The organism is Polymorphospora sp. A560 (assembly GCF_045781765.1).
Classification (GTDB): domain Bacteria; phylum Actinomycetota; class Actinomycetes; order Mycobacteriales; family Micromonosporaceae; genus Polymorphospora; species Polymorphospora lycopeni.
On record NZ_CP122282.1, the window covers coordinates 1,438,740 to 1,456,516 of the forward strand.

The following is a 17,777-nucleotide window of genomic DNA, read 5'->3' on the forward strand; positions in this document are numbered from 1 at the left end:
GGGGACGGGATGGCGGACAGCATCGCCAGGTTCTTCGAGGGACTCAACCACCACGGGCACGAGGCCCGGCTGGAGAAGCTGAACGGCACGGTACGCATCGAACTGCACGACAACGGCCACTCCGAACACTGGCTGGTGACCGTGAAACGGGGCGAGATCACCGTGACGCGGGAGGACCACGTCGCCGACGCCACCATCTACGCCTCGCCGGAACTGTTCGGGCGGATCGTCCGGGGCGAGGCGAACGCGATCTCGGCGCTCCTGCGTGGCGAGATGAGCAGCGCCGGTGACCTGCAACTGGTGGTCCGGCTGGAACGGATCCTCCCCGGCCCGCCGGACGCCCGCGGCCCGCACCGGCGTATCGAAGCCGGGAGGGTCGCGTCGTGACCGAGGAGAACCTGGTACGCATCCTCGACGGCAGCACGTTCGTGGTCAGCGACGGGCGGGGCGACATCGAGGCGACCCCGACCTCGCCGACCGGGTTCTTCGCCCTCGACACCCGGTTCCTGTCGAGATGGGTGCTGACCATCAACGGGCAGCGGCTCGACGCGCTCAGCGCCGACGACCTCCAGTACTTCGAGACCCGGTTCTTTCTCGTGCCGGGCACCGCCACCCACTACGTCGACGCCGCCCTGTCGGTCATCCGGCAGCGAATGGTCAACGACGGGTTCGACGAGGAACTGACCGTACTCAACCACAGCCAGGACCGCCTCGACCTCGACGTACGCGTCGACGCCGGCTCCGACTTCGCCGACCTCTTCGAGGTCAAGGACGCGGTGGCCAAGAAGGGCAACTACTACCGGCGGATAGAGGACGGCAAGCTGCGGCTGGGATACGAGCGCGAGCACTTCCGTCGCGAGACGGTGCTGTGGGCCAGCGAACCCGCCGAACTCGACGACGACGGCATGACGTTCCGGATCGGGATACCACCCAACGGGCAGTGGCACACCAGGATCCGGGTGGTCGCCGAGACCGTCGTACCCACCGGGCACGACCTGCGGATGGGCCTGCAGGTCCACGGCGGCGAGAAGCGGGCCATGGAGGCCGACCTCGCGGAGTTCGTGGCCCGGGCGCCGACGATCTCCTGCGAGAGCGAGGCGCTGGCCGGCACCTACCGGCGCAGCCTGGTCGACCTCGCCGCGCTGCGGTTCGCGCCGATCTCGATGCCCGGCCAGGCGCTGCCCGCCGCCGGCCTGCCCTGGTTCATGACGATGTTCGGCCGGGACAGCATCCTGACCAGCCTCCAGGCCCTGCCGTTCGTGCCGGAGCTGGCCGCGACCACGCTCAAGGTGCTCGCGATGCTCCAGGGCAGCCGGCTCGACGACTTCCGCGACGAGGATCCGGGCCGCATCCTGCACGAGTTCCGGTACGGCGAGAGCGCCGCGTTCGAGGAGCAGCCGCACTCGCCGTACTACGGCTCGGTCGACGCCACGCCCCTGTTCGTGGTGCTGCTCGACGAATACGAGCGCTGGTCCGGCGACGCCGACCTGGTCCGGTCGCTGGAGTCCGAGGCGCGGGCCGCGATCGCCTGGATCGACGACTACGCCGACCTGGTCGGCAACGGCTACATCTGGTATCAGCGGCGCAACGAGACGACCGGCCTGGAGAACCAGTGCTGGAAGGACTCCTGGGACTCACTGTCCTACCGCGACGGCACACTGCCCGGCTATCCACGGGCCACCTGCGAGGTCCAGGGGTACGCGTACGACGCGAAGCTGCGCGCCGCCCGGCTGGCCCGGCTCTTCTGGAACGACCCCGGCTACGCCGACCGGCTGGAACGGCAGGCGATGGAGCTGAAGGAGCGGTTCCACGAGGACTTCTGGGTCGCCGACGGGGAGTACTACGCGCTCGCGCTGGACGCCGACGGCCGGCAGGTCGACACCCTGACCTCCAACATCGGGCACCTGCTGTGGAGCGGGATCGTCGACGAGCGGTACGCGCCGAGGATCGCCGAGCACCTGCTCGGACCGCGGCTGTTCAGCGGCTGGGGGGTGCGGACCATGGCCGAGGGGGAGGTCCGCTACAACCCGATCGGCTACCACACCGGCACGATCTGGCCGTTCGACAACTCGTTCGTCGCCTGGGGCCTGCGCCGGTACGGCTTCAGCGAGGAGGCGGCCACGATCGCCGAGGGGATCATCGACGCGGCACAGTTCTTCGCCGGCCGGTTGCCCGAGGCGTTCGGCGGGTACGCCCGCTCGCTGACCCGGTATCCGGTGGTCTACCCGACGGCGTGCAGCCCGCAGGCGTGGTCGACGGGAACCCCGATGCTGTTGCTGCGTACGATGCTCGGCCTGGAGCCGCACGAGGGGCATCTCGCGGTCGACCCGGCCCTGCCGACCGGCCTGGGCCGCCTCGAACTGCTCGACATCCCCGGCCGGTGGGGACACGTCGACGCCTTCGGCCGGGGCCGGATCGACGTGACCGACCGCCGCCCCCTGCGCGAGACGCACGGCGGCGCCGTCACCTGACACCCCCTTCCCGCGATCTTGCAGTTGTCTCCTCCTTTTGCTCGTTGTGGAGGGCGACAAGTGCAAGATCGCGGGGAGACGGGGTGGCGGGTCAGGGCTTCAGGTGCTGGGCCACGGCGTCGGGCAACGGGGTCGTGGGGCGGGCGATCAGGCGGCTCAGGTCGCCAGTGCCGGTGTGCAGGTCGCCCCGGGCCAGGCCGGCGTCGCTGTCGGCGAGCATCCGCGCCACCGGCTCCGGCAGGCCGAACCCGGCCAGCGTACGGGCGTACTCGTCGACCGGCAGGTCGCGGTAGGCGACCTCGGTGCCGCTCTGCCGGGTCACCTCGGCGGCCAACTCGGCCAGCGTGAACGCCTCGTCGCCGCCGAGTTCGTAAACCTTCCCGGCGTGCCCGTCCCCGGTGAGCACGGCCACCGCGGCGGCGGCGAAGTCGGCCCGGGTGGCGGCGGAGACCCGGCCCTCGCCGGCCGCGCCGAGGATCACGCCCTGCGCCACGGCACCGGCGAGGTCGTAGTTCTCGAGGTACCAGCCGTTGCGCAGCAGCACGTACGGCAGCCCGGAGGCGCGGACCAGGTCTTCGGTCGCCTTGTGCTCGGGACCGAGCGGCACGCTGGTGGTGTCGGCGGCGAGGATGCTCGTGTACGCCAGCAGCGACACCCCGGCCGACCTGGCCGCCTCGACGACGTTGCCGTGCTGGCGCAGCCGCTGGCCCAGCTCGTTGCCGGAGACCAGCAGCAGCCGGTCGGTGCCGGCGAGGGCGGCGGCCAGGGTCTCCGGCCGGTCGTAGTCGGCCTCGCGGACCTGGACGCCACGGGCGGCGAGGTCGGCGGCCTTCTCCGGGGCGCGTACGGCGGCGACGATCCCGGCGGCCGGTACGCCGCGGTCGAGCAGCTGTTCGACGACGAGCCGGCCGAGATGGCCGGTCGCTCCGGTGACAGTGATCATGTGGAGCTTCTCCCGATGGGTGGCGGGCCGGCGGGGCTCGCCGGGCGCTTCCCAAACGATTGCACTAACTTTTCGAAAGTGCAAACTTCGGGGGAGTATCGTCGGACCATGAGCAGCGCCCCGCCAACGGCCGCGTCGTTCGACCCGGACGACGCGCTGATCTGCGACGTCTTCGCCCGAGCCTGCCCGTCCCGGGCGATCATGGAGAACATCGTCGGCAAGTGGGGGGTGCTCGCGCTCGCCGCGCTGCTCGACGGCACCTACCGCTTCAACGCGCTGCGCCGCCGGGTCGACGGAGTGAGCGAGAAGATGCTGGCCCAGACGCTCCAGAACCTCGAACGCGACGGGCTCGTGCACCGCGAGGTGCAGGCGACCATCCCGGCCCGGGTCGAATACAGCCTGACGCCGGCCGGCACCCGGATCGCCACGCAGCTGGTCAACCTGCTCGAGGTGATCGAGGCCGAGGCGCCGGGGATGATCGCGGCCCGCGCCGAACAGGAGCCGGCAACCTGACCCGGTCACACCGGTCGACGGACGAAAGCCGGCCGGTGGTGACCGCCTGATCGGTCACCACCGGCCGGGGTTCAGCGGGCGAGATAGGTCCGGTGCAGCTCGGCCAGGATCCGCGCGCGGTCCCGGTCGCCGGCCTCGGCGAGCTGGTCGAGGAGCAGGCCGGCGAGCGCGGAGAGGCCCACCAGCAGCTCGGCGACCGCCCGGCCGGGTTCCGCCCCGGTCAGCGACTCGCCGACCACCCGGTGCAGGGTCTCCCAGTAGAGCGCCGGGTCGTCGCCGGAGGTGACGTACGCCGTGGTCAGCTCCAGCGCCGGCGGCAGGAGCGTGGCGATGACCTCGTCAGGGGTGGCCGGAGGCATCAGCCCGCCGGCGGGTGGCGGCGACGGCCGCCGCGTAGCGGGCGCTCACGTCGGGCCAGTTGACGACCTCCCACATGGCCTTGACGAAGTCCGGCCGTACGTTGCGGTATTGCAGGTAGTAGGCGTGCTCCCAGGCGTCGAAGGCGAGCAGCGGTACCGAGCCGATGCCCACGTTGCCGTGGTGGTCGTAGACCTGCTCGACGATCAGTCGCTTGCCGAGCGGCTCGTAGGACAGCACGCCCCAGCCCGAACCCTGCACCGCTGTGGTGGCGGCGGAAAGCTGCCCGTGGAACGCCTCGAACGACCCGAAGTGCTCGGTGATCGCGTCGGCCAGGTCGCCGTCGGGGCGGTCGCCGCCGTCCGGCGACATGTTCTGCCAGTAGAGCGAGTGCAGGACGTGCCCGGAGACGTTGAACGCCAACGTCTTCTCCAGCCCGACGATGCTCGAGAAGTCGCCCTTGTCACGGGCCTCGGCGATCCGCTCGACCGTGTCGTTCGCGGCCTTCACGTAGGTGGCGTGGTGCTTGTCGTGGTGCAGTTCCAGGATCTGGCCGTTGATGTGCGGCTCGAGCGCGGCGTAGTCGTAGGGCAGGTCCGGCAGCGTGTACGTGCTCACGGAAGCGGTCTCCTCGTCGGTGTGGCCAGATGCCATTTTCTAGTAGTTGCCAACTATAGGCAAGAAGAGCCGTCCGGATATGCGAACGTGGGCGCCTCCCTGAACAGGGAGGCGCCCACGTCGTGGCGTGTCTTCTTACTTGTTGGTGGTGTCGGTGATGATGTCGGCGGCCATCTTCTCCCACTGGGCGTAGTGGTCGGGGTAGGCGGAGACCTGTACGGTCTGGGCGGCGACGGTCAGGGGCATGTCTTCCCAGCCGTCGACCTGGGTGAGGCCCTTGTAGAACGCCTTGGCGGAGTAGTCGGGGTCGGTGATCTGCTCCACGCTGCCCCAGCCGGACGAGGGGCGCTGTTGGAACAGGCCCTGGGAGTCGTGGTCGTTACGGTCGCCGAGGTGGCCGAGGTTCTCCAGCTTCGACTCCTGCAGGGCGGTCGCGATCGCGATGGTCCAGGCGCGCGGCGGCAGGTTGAGGTCCTTACCCGCGTCGATGATCTTGCGGGCGTTGTCGAGCTGCTCGGCGTTGGGGGTGAAGCTGGACTGGTCGCCCGGGACACCGTTCGGCATCAGCTGTTCGGTGGTCGGCTTGTCCGCCTGCTCTGCCACGGTCTGCGCGACCGTGACGGCCTGCGTGGGGGTGGGGTCGGCGGCCAGGGCGGCGCTGGTCGGGCCGGCCAGACCGGCGGCCATGGCGATGCCGGCGGTGGCGAGCAGGGCCTTACGGGTGTACGTGGCGAAGACAGTCATGATCGGGGGTGTCCTTTGTTCGAGGGGGATGGTGACAACCCGAACGGGGTGTGTTCGGGCTGCCGCCCTCACGCATGCCTCTCACGCGGGGCAAAACCTTCACGGACGTGGCGCGGGGGGTGCTGCTCACGTCCGGACCGGGTGTAACGCACCCGCACCCCGGGCCATTCCGGCCCGGCGACATCCGGCTGGGGATCTCCGGATCGGGCGGGGCGCGATCGGGTGGGGCACCGCAGCGGTGCCACCTCGGCCGCGGTCATGTATAACGACCCGGGCCCGCCGGCCATTCCGCCGATCGGCCGCCCGGCAGGCGTCACCATCCGCGCCGGAAATGTCCCAATGTCCGGATCGGGAGCCGCGCTCGGGCCCGGGTATCACCGGGCTACCTTGTCGATCTGGGCGTCAGGGACCTTATACGTCGCGGATAAGGTCCCTGACGCCCAGATCAACACTTTCGTCGCGACCCGGCGGCGGTGCCCCGATCCTTCCGGCAGCGGATTGCGTGCGAATCGGCGCGCGTCATGTCCCCGGTGCCGGCATCCTGGATAGGTGACCACCCCGCCCGGAGACCCCCGTACCGACCTCGAACACAAGGTCACCGAGCGACGCGACCGCCCCGACGGGCTCGACGCGTTGCACCTCGTCGAGGTGCCGCTCGTACCCGAGATCCGGCTGCACCTGGCCGAGGACGCCATCGTGTGGTGGGCCAGGATGGAGGCCGAGGCGGGCCGGAGCCTGGCGGCGCCGTACTGGGCCTCGGCCTGGGCGGGTGGCCAGGCCGTCGCGAGGTATGTGCTGGATCATCCGGAGACGGCCGCGGGGTGCCGGGTACTCGATCTGGCCTCGGGGTCCGGTCTGGTCGCCATCGCGGCGGCCCTCGCCGGGGCGAGCACGGTGACGGCGACCGACATCGACCCGTACGCGATCGCCGTGATCGCCCTCAACGCGGCGGCCAACGGGGTCGCCGTCGACGTGAGCGGACGCGACGTGCTCGACACCGACGGAGACGGCGCCGACCTGGTGCTCGCCGGTGACGTCTTCTACGACCCGTCGATGGCCGACCGCATGCTGCCGTTCCTCGACCGGGTCGTGGCGCGCGGCGGCCGGGTGCTCGTCGGCGACCCGGGGCGCGGCACCCTGCCGTGGGAGAGCCTGGAGGTGGTCGCGAGCTATCCGGCGCCGACCGAGGCCGCGTTCGCCGACGCCGAACTGGCCCGGACGTACGTCCTGCGGCTGTCGCGGCCCTGACCGGTCAGGACCGGACCGGGTCGCCGACGCGTACGGCGCCCGGTTCGACGACCGACGCGTACCGGCCGAAACAGGTGGCCCGGCCGTACGACGCGACCGGCATCCGGTGGTGCCGGGCGAGGGTACGCAGCAGCCGGGGGTCGGCCGGCACGCCGCCCGGCTGGGCGAGCGACGGTACGACACAGCGTGGCGTCGGCACCAGCACCGAGAGGACCAGGTCCGGGCCGATCCGCAGCCGCTGCCCCGGTTCCGGATCGTGGTCGAGCGACAGCACGAGGTTGGGGCGGAACCGGGCGGCGGCCACCGGTGCGCCGTGCTGCCCGGCGAGCGCCGCGAGCGCCCCGGTGGTGACCAGGTGGACCGGGCCGAAGTCGAAGAACCGCCCGCCGGGTTCGAGGCCGACCGGGGTGGTGGTGTCGGTGCCGGGCCGGGCGTCGGCCATCCACTCCGGGATCAGCCCGGGTTCGTCGGGCCACCACCGGTGCACCCGGCCGCCGGCCGGGGCGGTACGGGTCAGCCGTACCGGAGTGTCGAGCCAGGTCGACAGGGCGGCGTCGGCCGTACCGTCGTTTGTGGATGCCGGGGCGGCGCCGGGCACCGTGACGGTCAGCCCGCCGGTGCCGGTGTCGCGGGCGGTGACGTCGAGCAGCCGCCCGAAGCGGCCCGGCTTCTTGGCGCTGGCCAGGACGTCGTCGGCGTCGACACAGGCCCAGACCCGGTCACCGGCGAGCCCGTCCCGATCGACATCCACATCGGACAGTGCTTCGCCGGCGCCGGACTTGAGGGGATAGCGGTGCAGCGACACGAGCCGCCCGCCGCCGTGGGAGAGGGTCACCCGGCCGACGCTAGCCGATCGGTGGGGTCCGGTCCGGGACGGCGGAGCCGGCCGCCGGGTCCACCGGACCGGCGCGCCCGGCCCCGGCCGGCACCACGGTCGGCAACTCGTCGAGCACTCCGGCGAGCAGGTCGGCGGCGATCCGTTCCGGGTCGGGGTGCGGCCCCCAACGGGCCACCGACCCGCGGTGCGCCTCGGCGACCTGTCCGGGCAGTGCGGCGAGGAACGCGTCGAGCCGGCGGCGGGCCGGTCGGCGCAGGAACACCCACAGCAGACCCACCGCCGGCCGCATCAGCCCCCGGCCACCGGCGGTGACCGAACCGGCGACCGTCCACGATCGGCCGCCGGTGACGCGCAGGTCGGCCCGGCCGCGCCCGCGCGGATGCTCGACGGTGGCCACCAACTGCGGCTCCTGTCCACCGTGCGGCGGCAGCCGGTCGGTCGCCAGCCGGACCCGGACCAGGGCCGCCCCACGGGTGAACCGGTTGCCGCCGGACGGGTCGCGAATCTCGGCCACGACCTCGACCGGCCCGGCCCGGTTCGGCCGTTCGACCGTCACCCGTACGTCGGCGGCGCCGGCCTCGTCGCGTACGGCGAACGCGGCCCGGTGGTGCTCGTCGGCGAGCAACTCCAGCCGGACCGGCCGGAACTTCACGGCCGTGCCCCGGTCGTGACCGGGCCGGCCGGTCTGTTCCTTGGGCACGAGCAGCCGGTAGACGGTGCCGGGGTACGGGTGCGAACCCCGCACCACCGCGAGCCCGGCGTGCGGCTCCCCGGTGCGTGGGTGGATCGCGACGCCGTCGTCGAAACGCAGGGCCCGCCAGCCGGTCAGCAGGGCGGGCAGCGCCGCCAGGTAGGGGCGCAGGTCGACGGCGTCGACGGTGACGCGGCCGCTGAGCTTCGGCATTCCAAGATCGTATCTTGGGGTCGCACCCGCCCGGCCCGTCTGCGGCGGGCCGGGCGGCTCAGAGCTGGCAGTACATGCGGCTCAGAACCGGCAGTACATGACGTGCAGGCCGACCCGGCCGAGGCGCGGGTGGGCGAAGGCGCCCGGAACCGTGCCGACCACCTCGAACCCGTGCCGGCGGTAGAGTTCGACCGCCCGGTGGTTCGACTCGGCCACCGCGTTGAACTGCATTCCGGCGTAGCCCCGGTCGCGGGCCCAGTCCAGCGCGTACCGGCACAGCGCGCCGCCCACACCCCGGCCGCGCGCCCCGGCGGCGACCATGAAACTCGCGGTCGCCACGTGCGAGCCCGGTCCGGGCCGGTTGGTGCCCATCTTCGCGGTGCCCAGCACCCGGTCGCCGTCGACCGCGACGACCGTCTGTCCGGGCGGGTCCTCGATCCAGACCCGGTATGCCTGCTCGGCGGTCATCGCCGGGTCGTAGGTGAAGGTGTCCGCGGCGCGGACGACCTCCTCGACGATCGGCCCCACCCGCGCCCAGTCGGCTTCGACGAACTCCCTGATCAGCACGCGGCCGAGGGTAGTCTCGCCGTCGCTCGGACCGCGATCGGGTTTGGCGCCCCGAACGGCCGCCGCATACGAGAGATTCCTAGATCCAGCTATCGATTTCATTACATATGCAGATCGGTCAACGATGAAAGTTTTCCTGTCGGCAGGCCGGCTGGGCTGCGGATTTCGGCCGTTGGGTCGTTTGTCTGATCTAGACCGACTGGTGGTGATGGTGGCGGTAACGATGTTCACCGAGCATGTTGACACTCGTAACATTCGATCTTTCTTCGTGAACAGGGCTCTGTTACGGTCAGCTCTCAATCGACGCCGATGAGCGTTTGGGTTGTCCGGGCGTCCGTGCCCGCGAGGGAAGGTGTGCGCTCATGCTGAGCTTCTCCGGCCAGGTATCGACCACCGCGACCGGCGGTCTGACCGTCACGGTCGCCCCCGGTGCCTCCACGACGTGCGGCGGTGGCAACTGCTGCTGCACGAGCTGCTGCTCCTGGTAGTCCCGGAAGCCGCAGCTCCGGCTAGTGCCCGCAAGTAACCGTCCAGAAGGGAGACCCCGTCCATGCTGAGCTTCTCCGGCCAGGTATCGACCACCGCGACCGGCGGTCTGACCGTCACGGTCGCCCCCGGTGCCTCCACGACCTGCGGTGGCGGCAACTGCTGCTGCTCCAGCTGCTGCTCCTGGTAGTACCGCACGTGTGATCCGGTGGCGGCGCGTCCTGCGACGCCACCGTTTCCCTGGAAAGGGCCGGAGAAAACCCACATGCCGTACGAGAGAACCAAAGAGGAAGTCGAGGAGGCGCTGTCGCGCCACGACTACCTTCGCCAGACCGGCGGCTTCGCCATGCAGCACACGATCGTCTCCATGTACTCCTCCTCGACCGTCGTCAACCCGCCCGACGTGGTGGTGCGCGGCCGGTGGGCGGTGGGCGACGACGACTTCGCCGGTGAGCAACTGCTGTTGAACTACCGCACCGACAACGCGCGTCTCGGATTCCAGTTGGGCATCGGGCGGTTCTACGAGCCCGACGCCATCCTTTCCTCGTGTCACGCCGACCTGGAGGAGGATCTGCGCGACTCGATCGGGCTGCCGAAACCGAAGACGCTCAAGACCGGCCTGACCGCGACGGTCACCATGCGCCGCAGCACCCGCGAGTTCAGCGGCAAGCCGGTCAGCCTGGCCGACCTGTCGACGATGCTGTTCCACTGCCAGGGCAACTCCGGCGAACTGCCGTACGGCAATCCGGCCGACCCGCACGGCGTGATCAAGCTACGCAACGCGCCCTCCGGGGGTGGCCTCTACCCGGTGTCGATCTTCGTGCACGTCTTCAACGTGACCGGACTGACCGCCGGGGTCTACGAATACCAGCCGTACGCGCACGCGCTGGCCCGGGTGGCGGACGAGAGTGCGAACGCGATCCTGTCTTCGCCCGACCTGGACGTCAACAAGTCCGGATTCGTGCTGACCTTTACCTACAACCTCTACCACAACTCCCGCAAGTACGGCGACGGCGGCGTGGTGTTCGGGCTCATCGAGGTCGGCGCGATCCTGCAGAACCTGCACCTGGCCCGGACCGCGCTCGCGCTGGCCGGCAGCGACCAGGGCAGCTACGACAAGCAGACCATCGAACAGGCGCTGGGGCTGGACGGGCACACCCGCCACGTCGTCCACCTCACCGTAGTCGGACAGGGGGAGTAGACCGGTGTCGTATGTGCTGGCCAGCACCGCACGGCTGATCGAGGACGGCACCGGGCGGATGCGGATCCGCACCGGGGTGTGGAACTTCGAGGAGGCCGTCGTCGACGTGAGCGCCGAGTCCCCGGCCGTGGCCCGGTCCGTACGCGGGGCACTGCGGGCACTGCGTACCGGCGCCGTCGAGGTGGCCGACCACCTCGACCCGGAGTTGCTGCCGATCGAGCGGGCCAACATCGAGCGCCTCTTCGCCGACCTCGCCCAGGCTGGGATGCTGGTCGACGAGAGCCAGGGGGCGATCCAGGACGCGGTCACCGCGGCGCTGCTCGGTCGGCTGGTCACGCCGTACCCGACGGGGGGCGGGGCGCCGGAGGGCGAGGTGCTCTTCCTGACCGACTGCGGGGCGTCCGCCACCCAGGCCCGGCAACTCGCCGAGGGCATGCGGCTGCGGCTGACCGTCGCCGACGCGGACCTGCTCGACCGGCTCGGCGCCGCCGACCTCACCTCGCGGATCGACGGCCTGGCCACCGAGCGCGGCATCGCCGAACTACGGCCGGCGGTCACCGCGGCGGCCGCCGTGGTGAGCTGCTTCCAGCGGCCGTCGTTGCCGCTGCTGCGCAACCTCAACCGGCTGCTGGAATACACCGACGTGCCGTGGGTCAGCGCGTTCATCGACGGGCCGTTCATCTCGGTCGTCGGTGTCAGGTCGCCGCACACCGGCTGCTTCGAGTGCTTCGAGCAGCGGGCCCTGGCCCGCCTCGAAGACCACGTGACCTACCACGACTTCGCCCGCTCGCCGATGGGCGCCCAGGTGGAACGGCCGACCGACGCGCCGATGATGAGCATGCTGACCGTGATGGCGCTGACCGAGGGCTACCTGCATGCCGCCGTCGGCTCGTCGCGGTTCTCCGGCCGGGCACTGAGCATCCATCTGCCGACCTGGGAGATCCAGGCCCAGGACCTGCTGCGGATGCCGAACTGCCCGGCCTGCGGCAAGGTCTCCCGGCAGCGGCTCAAGGAGATCAACTTCAACAGTCGGGCCGCCGTCGACCGGATCGTCGCCGAGGTGCTGCGGTGACCGGACTGACGCACTACCCGCCGATGCCGCACCTGCTGCGGCGCTACCGGCACCTGGGCGGCAACCAGACCGGCATCATGCCCGGCTTCCTCGTCTCGGTCGCCGACATCCCCGGCGAGCCGCAGATGCGGGCGATGACGGCGACGATGCCGCACTACCACCGCTCGATCATGAACGACCCGCACCTCCAGGTGCAGTACCACCTCAGCGGATACGGGCTCTACAACGAGGAAGCCCTGATCAAGCTGATGGGGGAGAGCGTCGAGCGGTACGGCGCGATGACCGCCATCCGCATGTTCGACCAGGAGTTCCGCTACGCCACCCGGCGGGAACTGAGCCAGGAGGGGGCCTGTATGCCCCTGGACCTGCTCGGCATCCTCGACCCGGCGCAGCAGGAGGCGCTGAGCAAGCGGCTGCACCGCTACACCGGCCGCCCGCCGACCGAGGACGACAAGATCGCCTGGGTACGCTGCCCGTCGCTGGTCCGCCCCGGCGAGGACGTCTGGGTTCCCGCCCAACTGTTCTTCCTCGGCTTCACCGCCAGCGAGGAGCACGGCGACCTGCTCTTCACCCCGTCGTTCTCCACCGGCACCGCGGCCCACGTCAGCCTCGACCGGGCGCTGCGCAACGCGCTGATCGAGGCCGTCCAGATCGACTCGTTCATCCTGAACTGGTACACGCCGACCCCCGCGCCGTCGGTGGTCATCGACGACGAGGACGTCCTGCGGGTGCTGGCCAGCATGAAGCTCGGCCCGGACTCCGAATACCGGATCAAGGCCGGCTACCTGACCCGGCCCGAGCTGCCGCTGCCGACCGTCGGGGTCTTCCTCGACCGCAAGACCGACGCGCTGCCGCTGATCAGCTTCGGCGTGCAGGGCGACGGCGACCCGCGCTCGGCGGTCCTGCGCGGCACGATGGAGAGCGCCGCGATCACCGGCCTCGGCATGTACTCGGCCATCTTCGACACCACCTCGGTGCACGCGGCCGTCAACACCTCGCCCTACCTCGACCTCGACACCAACGTCCTGTTCTACGCCAGCCCGCAGGACGCCCGGCGCAAACGGGAGATCGTCGCGCAGCGGTTCTCCGGCACCTCGGTGAAGCTCAGCGAGATCCCGGCGCTCGGCGACCACGAGGAGACCCTGACCGCGCTGATCAAAATGGTCGGCGGGGTCAGCGAGTGGGCCTGCTACCTCGACATCACCCCGCCGGAACTGGCCGAGACCAACTGGAAGGTGGTCCGGGTCCTCATCCCGGAACTGCTCAGCATGTGCCTGCCCGGAATGCCGCCCAAGGCCCATCCACGGATGCTCAGCTACGGCGGAGTGACCAATGAGCACCCCCATCCTCTCCCTTAGCCTGCTGGTGCTGGTCAGTGTGGCGTTCCCCGGTCAGGCGTTCCGGCTGCTGCTGACCGGGGCCGGCGGGCCGGCCCGGCCGGGCGTACCGGTCGCCGCCCGCCGGTTCCCGCCCGAGGCCGGCTTCGCCGTCGCGCTGCTCGCCGTCGCCGCCCTCGCGGTGGCGGTGGCACCGGCCGGCCTGGTCGTCCTCACCACCGGCAACCCCCTCTGGTACGTCGTCGCGGTCGTCCTCGGGCTGGCCGCCCCGTTCCTGGAATACCTGCTCGGTGCCGGGGTGCTGCTGGCCCGGCGGCAGCGGGTCGGCGGCATCGGGGTGCACGAGCGGGTCGGGCTCGGCCCGCTGCGGGTGCTGGCCGCCCTCGGGATCGCCGTCGCCGAGGAGATCCTCTTCCGCAGCGTCGCCCTCGGCCTGCTGCTCGACCCGTTCGGCCTGCTCAGCCCAATCGCGGTCGGTCTGACCGCGCTCGTGTACGGCCTCAACCACCTCTACTACGGCTGGCTGACCGTGGCCCAGAAGACCCTCACCGGGCTCTGGCTCGGCGCGCTTTTCATCCTGAGTGGACATAGTCTGCTCGTACCACTGATCGCCCACGTCGTGCAGAACCTGGTGGTGCTCGTGCTGCTGCCACGCTGGAGTCGCCCGTGACCGGGCAGGTCTGGCTGTTCGCCGGGCTGTCGGTCGTCGTGACCGCGGCCTGGCTGGCGCTCTACCGGCTGCCGTTCGCCGACCCGCGCCGCCGTCAGCGGATCCGGCTCGCGGTCGCCTCCCGCACCAACCTGCCCGCGAAGTACGTCTTCCCGATCCTGGGCACCGTCATCTACCTCGCCCTCGGCCTGCTCGCCGCGGCGGTGCTGGCCCGGCTCGGCGACGTCGACGTGGTGGGCGTACTGAGCTGGGACGTCAGCTGGGCGGGCATCGGGCGTACCCTGCTCGCGGTCGTCGGGGCGAGCGCGCTCACCTCGTTCGCCATGTCGCTGCTCTACGCCTTCGCGCCCCGCGTCGACGTACCGGGAGCGGTCTCCGGGGTGCGCTGGGTGCAGGAGATCCTGGTCCTGCCCCGCCGCTGGCGGTGGAGCGTGCCGATGGTCAGCGCGGCCGTGGAGGAGTTCGTCTTCCGGGGCGTGCTGCTCGCCGGGCTGCTCGTCGCCGGTGCCCCGGCGTGGCTGGCGGTCGTGGTCAGCGGCCTGATCTTCACCACCGCCCAGGTGCTGCTGACCGAGCAGCGCCTCCAGGCCTTCGTGCTCGCCGTGTCCAGCGTCGTGCTGTCGCTGGTGTGCGGGCTGCTGACCATCGTGGAGGCGAGCGTGCTGCCGGCCCTGCTCGTGCACGCCTCGTTCGCCGGTTACTACACCAACACCAGCGCCCAGCGGGCCACCGTCCCGGCCGGCCCGCCGCAGATGAGGAGGCCCGGGTGATCGAGGCCAGAGGTGTCACCGTCCGCTACGGCGAGGTGGTGGCCGTCGACCGCGTCGACCTGACCGTCGACAAGGGAGAGATTGTCGGGGTGATCGGCCCCAACGGGGCGGGCAAGACCACCCTGCTCGAATGCCTCGAAGGGCTGCGTCGCCCCGACGCCGGCGAGATCCGGGTCGGCGGCATCGACCCGCGCGTCGACCGGGACCGGATGGCCCGCATCGCCGGCGTGCAGTTGCAGCACTCCGCCTACCCGCCCCGGGCGTCGGTCGACGACGTGTGCCGGCTGTTCGCGGGCTTCTACCCGGACGGGGCCGGCTATCCCGAGCTGCTCGAACAGTTCGGTCTGACCAGCCACCGCAGGAAGCAGGTCGCCAAGCTCTCCGGCGGCCAGCAGCAGCGGCTGTCGCTCGCGCTGGCCCTGCTCGGCCGCCCCGACGTGGTCTTCCTCGACGAGCTGACCACCGGCCTCGACCCGGCCGCCCGCCGAGTCATCTGGGAGGAGCTGCGGCGGCGCAACAACGACGGGCTGACCATCCTGCTGACCTCGCATCACATGGAGGAGATCGAATACCTCTGTGACCGGGTCGGCATCCTGGTCAAGGGTCGCTTCGTCGCGACGGGCTCGCCTGCCGAACTGGTCCGCGAGCACGCCGGCGGCGGCGACCGGTTGATGCTCGAAGGCGTCGCCGCCGACACCGCCCTGCGCGCCGAACTCACCGCCCTGGCCGGGGTCAGCGTCACCCCGGCCGGCAACCGGCTGCTCGTCCGGGCCGAGGACGCCGGCTCCCGCGAGCGTGTCGACGGGGTGCTCGCCGACCGGGGCATCGCCGCCCGGCCGCTGGCCGCCTCGCTGGAAGACGTCTACCTCACCCTGTCGGAAGAGCAGACCCATGTTCACTAACGTGCTCGCCTTCGAGACCAAGCGCATGCTGCGCAACTTCCCGCCGCTCTTCTTCGGCCTCGCCTTCCCGGTCATGGTGCTGGCCATCTTTGGCGGCATCTACGGCAACGACCCCAGCGAGCAGTTCGACGGGCTCGGCACCGTCGACGTCTCGGTGCCGGCGTACGTTGGGCTCGTCATCGCGGTCGCCGGGCTGATGAGCTTCCCGCTCGGCATGGTGGAATACCGCTCCCGCGGCTTCCTGCGCCGGCTGCGCGCCACCCCGGCCCGGCCCGGCCAGTTCCTGACCGCCCAGGTGCTGATCAACGCCGCGATCTGCGCCGTCGGCACGGTCCTGCTCCTCGTCGTCGGCATGCTCGCGTACGACCTCAACCCGCCCGCCCACCTGGCCGCGTTCGTCGGGATCGCGCTGCTGGCGGCGGCCGCCATGTTCGGCATCGGCATGGTCATCGCCTCCCTCGCCCCCAGCGAGCAGACCGCGATCGTCATCGCCAACATCGTCTACTTCCCGATGATCTTCCTGACCGGGGCCACCGTGCCGCTGGAGATCATGCCCGACGGGATGCAGCGGATCGCCGACGCGCTACCGCTGACGTACGCCATCGACGCGCTGAAGTGGGCCTGGCTCGACCGGGGCGGCGACTCCCTCGGCCTGGGCATCGGTGTGCTCGCCGGCACGCTGGCCGTCTGCGCGGCGGTGTCGGCCTGGCTCTTCCGCTGGGAATGACGCGGTGGGAAGGGGAATGACGCGGTGGGAGTAGCCGGAGAGATCCAGGCGACCGCCCTCGTCGCCGCGGCGTGCCGGGCCGAGGAGACCCGTCAGCCCGCACCCCGGCTCACCGACCCGTACGCCGAACGGTTCCTGGACTCCCTCGACGCGGCCGGGCGGGCCCTGCTCGCCGCCGGCCGCGACGAGGTCGTGCACCGGACCACGCTCATCGACGGGCTGCTGCTGGACGAGGTACGGCGCCACCCGGGCGCCACCGTGGTCAACCTCGGCGCCGGGCTCTGCACCCGGCCGTATCGGCTGGATCTCTCCGCCTGCCGGGAGTACGTCGAGGTCGACGCGCCCGAGATCCTGGCCCGCAAGGCGACCGTACTCGGCGGGGCGGAACCGAGCTGCCCGGTGCGCCGGATTCCCGGCGACGTACGCGGGCTGCCGGCGCTGGGCGTCGACGGTCCGGCCGTCCTGGTGACCGAAGGGCTGCTGGTCTACCTGCCGCCGGCCGAGCTGGCCGGGCTCGCCGCCACGCTCGGCGGCCTGCCGGCGGTGACCGGCTGGCTGGCCGACGTGGTGTCGGCCGACTCGGCGCGGGCAATGGCGGCGGTCGCCGGCCGGGCCCGGGCCGGCCTCGCCCTCCACGGTCTGGAGTCGATGGACACCGTCGAGCGGGCCGGCTGGGCGGTCGCCGACTACCGGCTGCTGCCGGCACGGCGTCCGGCCGCGCGGCCGACGGGCCGACCGCCCGGCCCGTCGGTCCCGGCCAGCCGCCGCGTCCTCGACGGCGTCGTCCTACTGCGCCCGGCCGCACCACCGCGAACCGTTACCGGCCAGGCGGTGTCATGAACGCGGCATCCGCGAGCGGGCGGGAACCGTGCCATCATCGGCGCCATGACCAGGATCGAAGTGGTGCGCGGTGACATCACCGAGGAGGACGTGGACGCGGTCGTGACGGCCGCCAACGAGTCGCTGCTCGGCGGTGGCGGTGTCGACGGCGCGATCCACCGGGCGGCCGGGCCCCGGCTCGCCGAGGCCGGTGCCGCCCTCGCCCCGTGCCTGCCCGGCGAGGCCGTCGCCACGTCCGCGTTCGACCTCGGGCCGCGGATCCGGCACGTCATCCACACCGTCGGGCCGGTCTGGGAGGGCGGCGACCACGGCGAGGCGGAGCTGCTGGCCTCCTGCTACCGGCGCGGTCTCGCGGTGGCCGACGAGATCGGCGCCCGCAGCGTGGCCTTTCCCGCGATCGCCACCGGCGTCTACGGCTTCCCACCGGACCGGGCGGCCCGGATCGCCGTGGCGACGATCCGGGAAACCGCCACCGAGGTCGAGCAGGTCCGGCTGGTCGCCTTCGACGCGGCGACCCGGGACCTCCTCGCCGCCGCGCTGCGGGACTGAGCACCACCCGACGGATCCCG

General features: G+C 71.4%; 22 protein-coding genes. 15 read left to right on the forward strand and 7 right to left on the reverse strand.

Features of this window, described 5'->3' with window-relative positions; translation table 11 throughout:
• The first annotated feature begins 9 nt into the window (after positions 1–9).
• Positions 10–387 carry an SCP2 sterol-binding domain-containing protein gene (locus QCD66_RS06645; RefSeq protein ID WP_375734060.1) on the forward strand — a complete coding sequence of 126 codons (378 nt, stop codon included), beginning with the start codon at positions 10–12 and terminating at the stop codon, positions 385–387.
• Entirely contained in the window at positions 384–2,471 is a 2,088-nt protein-coding gene (locus tag QCD66_RS06650) for a glycogen debranching N-terminal domain-containing protein (protein ID WP_375734061.1), read from the forward strand. Before QCD66_RS06645 ends, QCD66_RS06650 begins: the two co-directional genes overlap by 4 nt.
• A 91-nt stretch (positions 2,472–2,562) precedes the next feature.
• Here the strand turns inward: QCD66_RS06650 and QCD66_RS06655 are convergent, their stop codons facing one another.
• Complete coding sequence (locus tag QCD66_RS06655) at positions 2,563–3,414, reverse strand: SDR family oxidoreductase (protein WP_375734062.1); 852 nt, start codon at positions 3,412–3,414, stop codon at positions 2,563–2,565.
• Between the two features lie 108 nt (positions 3,415–3,522).
• On the opposite strand from QCD66_RS06655, the gene QCD66_RS06660 reads away from it, so the two are divergent.
• On the forward strand, positions 3,523–3,927 hold the full coding sequence (locus QCD66_RS06660) for a helix-turn-helix domain-containing protein (protein WP_364221568.1): 405 nt from the start codon (positions 3,523–3,525) through the stop codon (positions 3,925–3,927).
• A 71-nt stretch (positions 3,928–3,998) separates the two neighbouring features.
• Here QCD66_RS06660 and QCD66_RS06665 read toward each other — a convergent pair whose 3' ends face one another.
• From QCD66_RS06665 to QCD66_RS06675, 3 genes are all read right to left on the reverse strand, one after another.
• Positions 3,999–4,286 carry a hypothetical protein gene (locus tag QCD66_RS06665; RefSeq protein ID WP_364221565.1) on the reverse strand — a complete coding sequence of 96 codons (288 nt, stop codon included), beginning with the start codon at positions 4,284–4,286 and terminating at the stop codon, positions 3,999–4,001.
• On the reverse strand, positions 4,267–4,902 hold the full coding sequence (locus QCD66_RS06670; RefSeq protein WP_375734063.1) for a superoxide dismutase: 636 nt from the start codon (positions 4,900–4,902) through the stop codon (positions 4,267–4,269). The genes QCD66_RS06665 and QCD66_RS06670 overlap by 20 nt, the downstream gene beginning before the upstream one ends.
• A gap of 135 nt (positions 4,903–5,037) precedes the next feature.
• A complete protein-coding gene (locus QCD66_RS06675; protein ID WP_407567040.1) occupies positions 5,038–5,646 on the reverse strand; it encodes a hypothetical protein in 609 nt (202 codons plus the stop codon).
• Between the two features lie 633 nt (positions 5,647–6,279).
• Here QCD66_RS06675 and QCD66_RS06680 point away from each other — a divergent pair.
• Positions 6,280–6,894: a 50S ribosomal protein L11 methyltransferase gene (locus QCD66_RS06680; protein ID WP_364220757.1), complete on the forward strand. Its 615-nt coding sequence runs from the start codon at positions 6,280–6,282 to the stop codon at positions 6,892–6,894.
• A 4-nt stretch (positions 6,895–6,898) separates the two neighbouring features.
• On the opposite strand, the gene QCD66_RS06685 is transcribed toward QCD66_RS06680, so the two are convergent.
• The 3 genes from QCD66_RS06685 to QCD66_RS06695 form a co-directional block, all read right to left on the reverse strand.
• Positions 6,899–7,729 carry an MOSC domain-containing protein gene (locus QCD66_RS06685; RefSeq protein WP_364220742.1) on the reverse strand — a complete coding sequence of 277 codons (831 nt, stop codon included), beginning with the start codon at positions 7,727–7,729 and terminating at the stop codon, positions 6,899–6,901.
• A 10-nt stretch (positions 7,730–7,739) separates the two neighbouring features.
• Positions 7,740–8,636, reverse strand: coding sequence for a hypothetical protein (locus QCD66_RS06690; RefSeq protein ID WP_375733225.1), 897 nt, complete (start codon positions 8,634–8,636; stop codon positions 7,740–7,742).
• A gap of 81 nt (positions 8,637–8,717) precedes the next feature.
• Positions 8,718–9,203: a GNAT family N-acetyltransferase gene (locus QCD66_RS06695; protein WP_375733224.1), complete on the reverse strand. Its 486-nt coding sequence runs from the start codon at positions 9,201–9,203 to the stop codon at positions 8,718–8,720.
• A 362-nt stretch (positions 9,204–9,565) separates the two neighbouring features.
• Between QCD66_RS06695 and QCD66_RS06700 the strand changes: the two genes are divergently transcribed.
• From QCD66_RS06700 to QCD66_RS06750, 11 genes are all read left to right on the forward strand, one after another.
• Entirely contained in the window at positions 9,566–9,691 is a 126-nt protein-coding gene (locus tag QCD66_RS06700) for a hypothetical protein (protein WP_357542643.1), read from the forward strand.
• Positions 9,692–9,753: 62 nt separating this feature from the next.
• A complete protein-coding gene (locus QCD66_RS06705; RefSeq protein ID WP_281425879.1) occupies positions 9,754–9,879 on the forward strand; it encodes a hypothetical protein in 126 nt (41 codons plus the stop codon).
• Positions 9,880–9,954: 75 nt separating this feature from the next.
• Positions 9,955–10,890 carry a SagB family peptide dehydrogenase gene (locus QCD66_RS06710; protein WP_364220735.1) on the forward strand — a complete coding sequence of 312 codons (936 nt, stop codon included), beginning with the start codon at positions 9,955–9,957 and terminating at the stop codon, positions 10,888–10,890.
• A 4-nt stretch (positions 10,891–10,894) separates the two neighbouring features.
• Complete coding sequence (locus QCD66_RS06715) at positions 10,895–11,962, forward strand: TOMM precursor leader peptide-binding protein (RefSeq protein WP_364220732.1); 1,068 nt, start codon at positions 10,895–10,897, stop codon at positions 11,960–11,962.
• The gene (locus tag QCD66_RS06720) at positions 11,959–13,320 is read left to right on the forward strand and encodes a YcaO-like family protein (RefSeq protein ID WP_375733223.1); all 1,362 of its coding nucleotides are present in this window, start codon (positions 11,959–11,961) and stop codon (positions 13,318–13,320) included. Before QCD66_RS06715 ends, QCD66_RS06720 begins: the two co-directional genes overlap by 4 nt.
• The gene (locus QCD66_RS06725; RefSeq protein ID WP_357542635.1) at positions 13,295–13,969 is read left to right on the forward strand and encodes a CPBP family intramembrane glutamic endopeptidase; all 675 of its coding nucleotides are present in this window, start codon (positions 13,295–13,297) and stop codon (positions 13,967–13,969) included. The genes QCD66_RS06720 and QCD66_RS06725 overlap by 26 nt, the downstream gene beginning before the upstream one ends.
• Positions 13,966–14,739 (forward strand): type II CAAX prenyl endopeptidase Rce1 family protein, encoded by a 774-nt coding sequence (locus QCD66_RS06730; protein WP_375733222.1) that lies wholly within the window; start codon positions 13,966–13,968, stop codon positions 14,737–14,739. Before QCD66_RS06725 ends, QCD66_RS06730 begins: the two co-directional genes overlap by 4 nt.
• On the forward strand, positions 14,736–15,641 hold the full coding sequence (locus QCD66_RS06735; protein WP_375733221.1) for an ABC transporter ATP-binding protein: 906 nt from the start codon (positions 14,736–14,738) through the stop codon (positions 15,639–15,641). Before QCD66_RS06730 ends, QCD66_RS06735 begins: the two co-directional genes overlap by 4 nt.
• Positions 15,631–16,368 (forward strand): ABC transporter permease, encoded by a 738-nt coding sequence (locus tag QCD66_RS06740; protein ID WP_375733220.1) that lies wholly within the window; start codon positions 15,631–15,633, stop codon positions 16,366–16,368. Before QCD66_RS06735 ends, QCD66_RS06740 begins: the two co-directional genes overlap by 11 nt.
• A 24-nt stretch (positions 16,369–16,392) precedes the next feature.
• The gene (locus QCD66_RS06745; RefSeq protein ID WP_375733219.1) at positions 16,393–17,208 is read left to right on the forward strand and encodes a class I SAM-dependent methyltransferase; all 816 of its coding nucleotides are present in this window, start codon (positions 16,393–16,395) and stop codon (positions 17,206–17,208) included.
• Between the two features lie 45 nt (positions 17,209–17,253).
• On the forward strand, positions 17,254–17,757 hold the full coding sequence (locus tag QCD66_RS06750) for an O-acetyl-ADP-ribose deacetylase (protein ID WP_364220715.1): 504 nt from the start codon (positions 17,254–17,256) through the stop codon (positions 17,755–17,757).
• The last annotated feature ends 20 nt before the right edge of the window (positions 17,758–17,777 follow it).

Excerpts from the sequence above, each read along its gene's own strand:
- QCD66_RS06645 (WP_375734060.1), top strand. The coding sequence starts at position 10 with ATGGCGGACAGCATCGCCAGGTTCTTCGAGGGACTCAACCACCACGGG.
- QCD66_RS06655 (WP_375734062.1), bottom strand. The coding sequence starts at position 3,414 with ATGATCACTGTCACCGGAGCGACCGGCCATCTCGGCCGGCTCGTCGTC.
- QCD66_RS06660 (WP_364221568.1), top strand. The coding sequence starts at position 3,523 with ATGAGCAGCGCCCCGCCAACGGCCGCGTCGTTCGACCCGGACGACGCG.
- QCD66_RS06665 (WP_364221565.1), bottom strand. The coding sequence starts at position 4,286 with ATGCCTCCGGCCACCCCTGACGAGGTCATCGCCACGCTCCTGCCGCCG.
- QCD66_RS06675 (WP_407567040.1), bottom strand. The coding sequence starts at position 5,646 with ATGACTGTCTTCGCCACGTACACCCGTAAGGCCCTGCTCGCCACCGCC.
- QCD66_RS06690 (WP_375733225.1), bottom strand. The coding sequence starts at position 8,636 with ATGCCGAAGCTCAGCGGCCGCGTCACCGTCGACGCCGTCGACCTGCGC.
- QCD66_RS06700 (WP_357542643.1), top strand. The coding sequence starts at position 9,566 with ATGCTGAGCTTCTCCGGCCAGGTATCGACCACCGCGACCGGCGGTCTG.
- QCD66_RS06705 (WP_281425879.1), top strand. The coding sequence starts at position 9,754 with ATGCTGAGCTTCTCCGGCCAGGTATCGACCACCGCGACCGGCGGTCTG.
- QCD66_RS06710 (WP_364220735.1), top strand. The coding sequence starts at position 9,955 with ATGCCGTACGAGAGAACCAAAGAGGAAGTCGAGGAGGCGCTGTCGCGC.
- QCD66_RS06725 (WP_357542635.1), top strand. The coding sequence starts at position 13,295 with ATGAGCACCCCCATCCTCTCCCTTAGCCTGCTGGTGCTGGTCAGTGTG.
- QCD66_RS06740 (WP_375733220.1), top strand. The coding sequence starts at position 15,631 with ATGTTCACTAACGTGCTCGCCTTCGAGACCAAGCGCATGCTGCGCAAC.
- QCD66_RS06750 (WP_364220715.1), top strand. The coding sequence starts at position 17,254 with ATGACCAGGATCGAAGTGGTGCGCGGTGACATCACCGAGGAGGACGTG.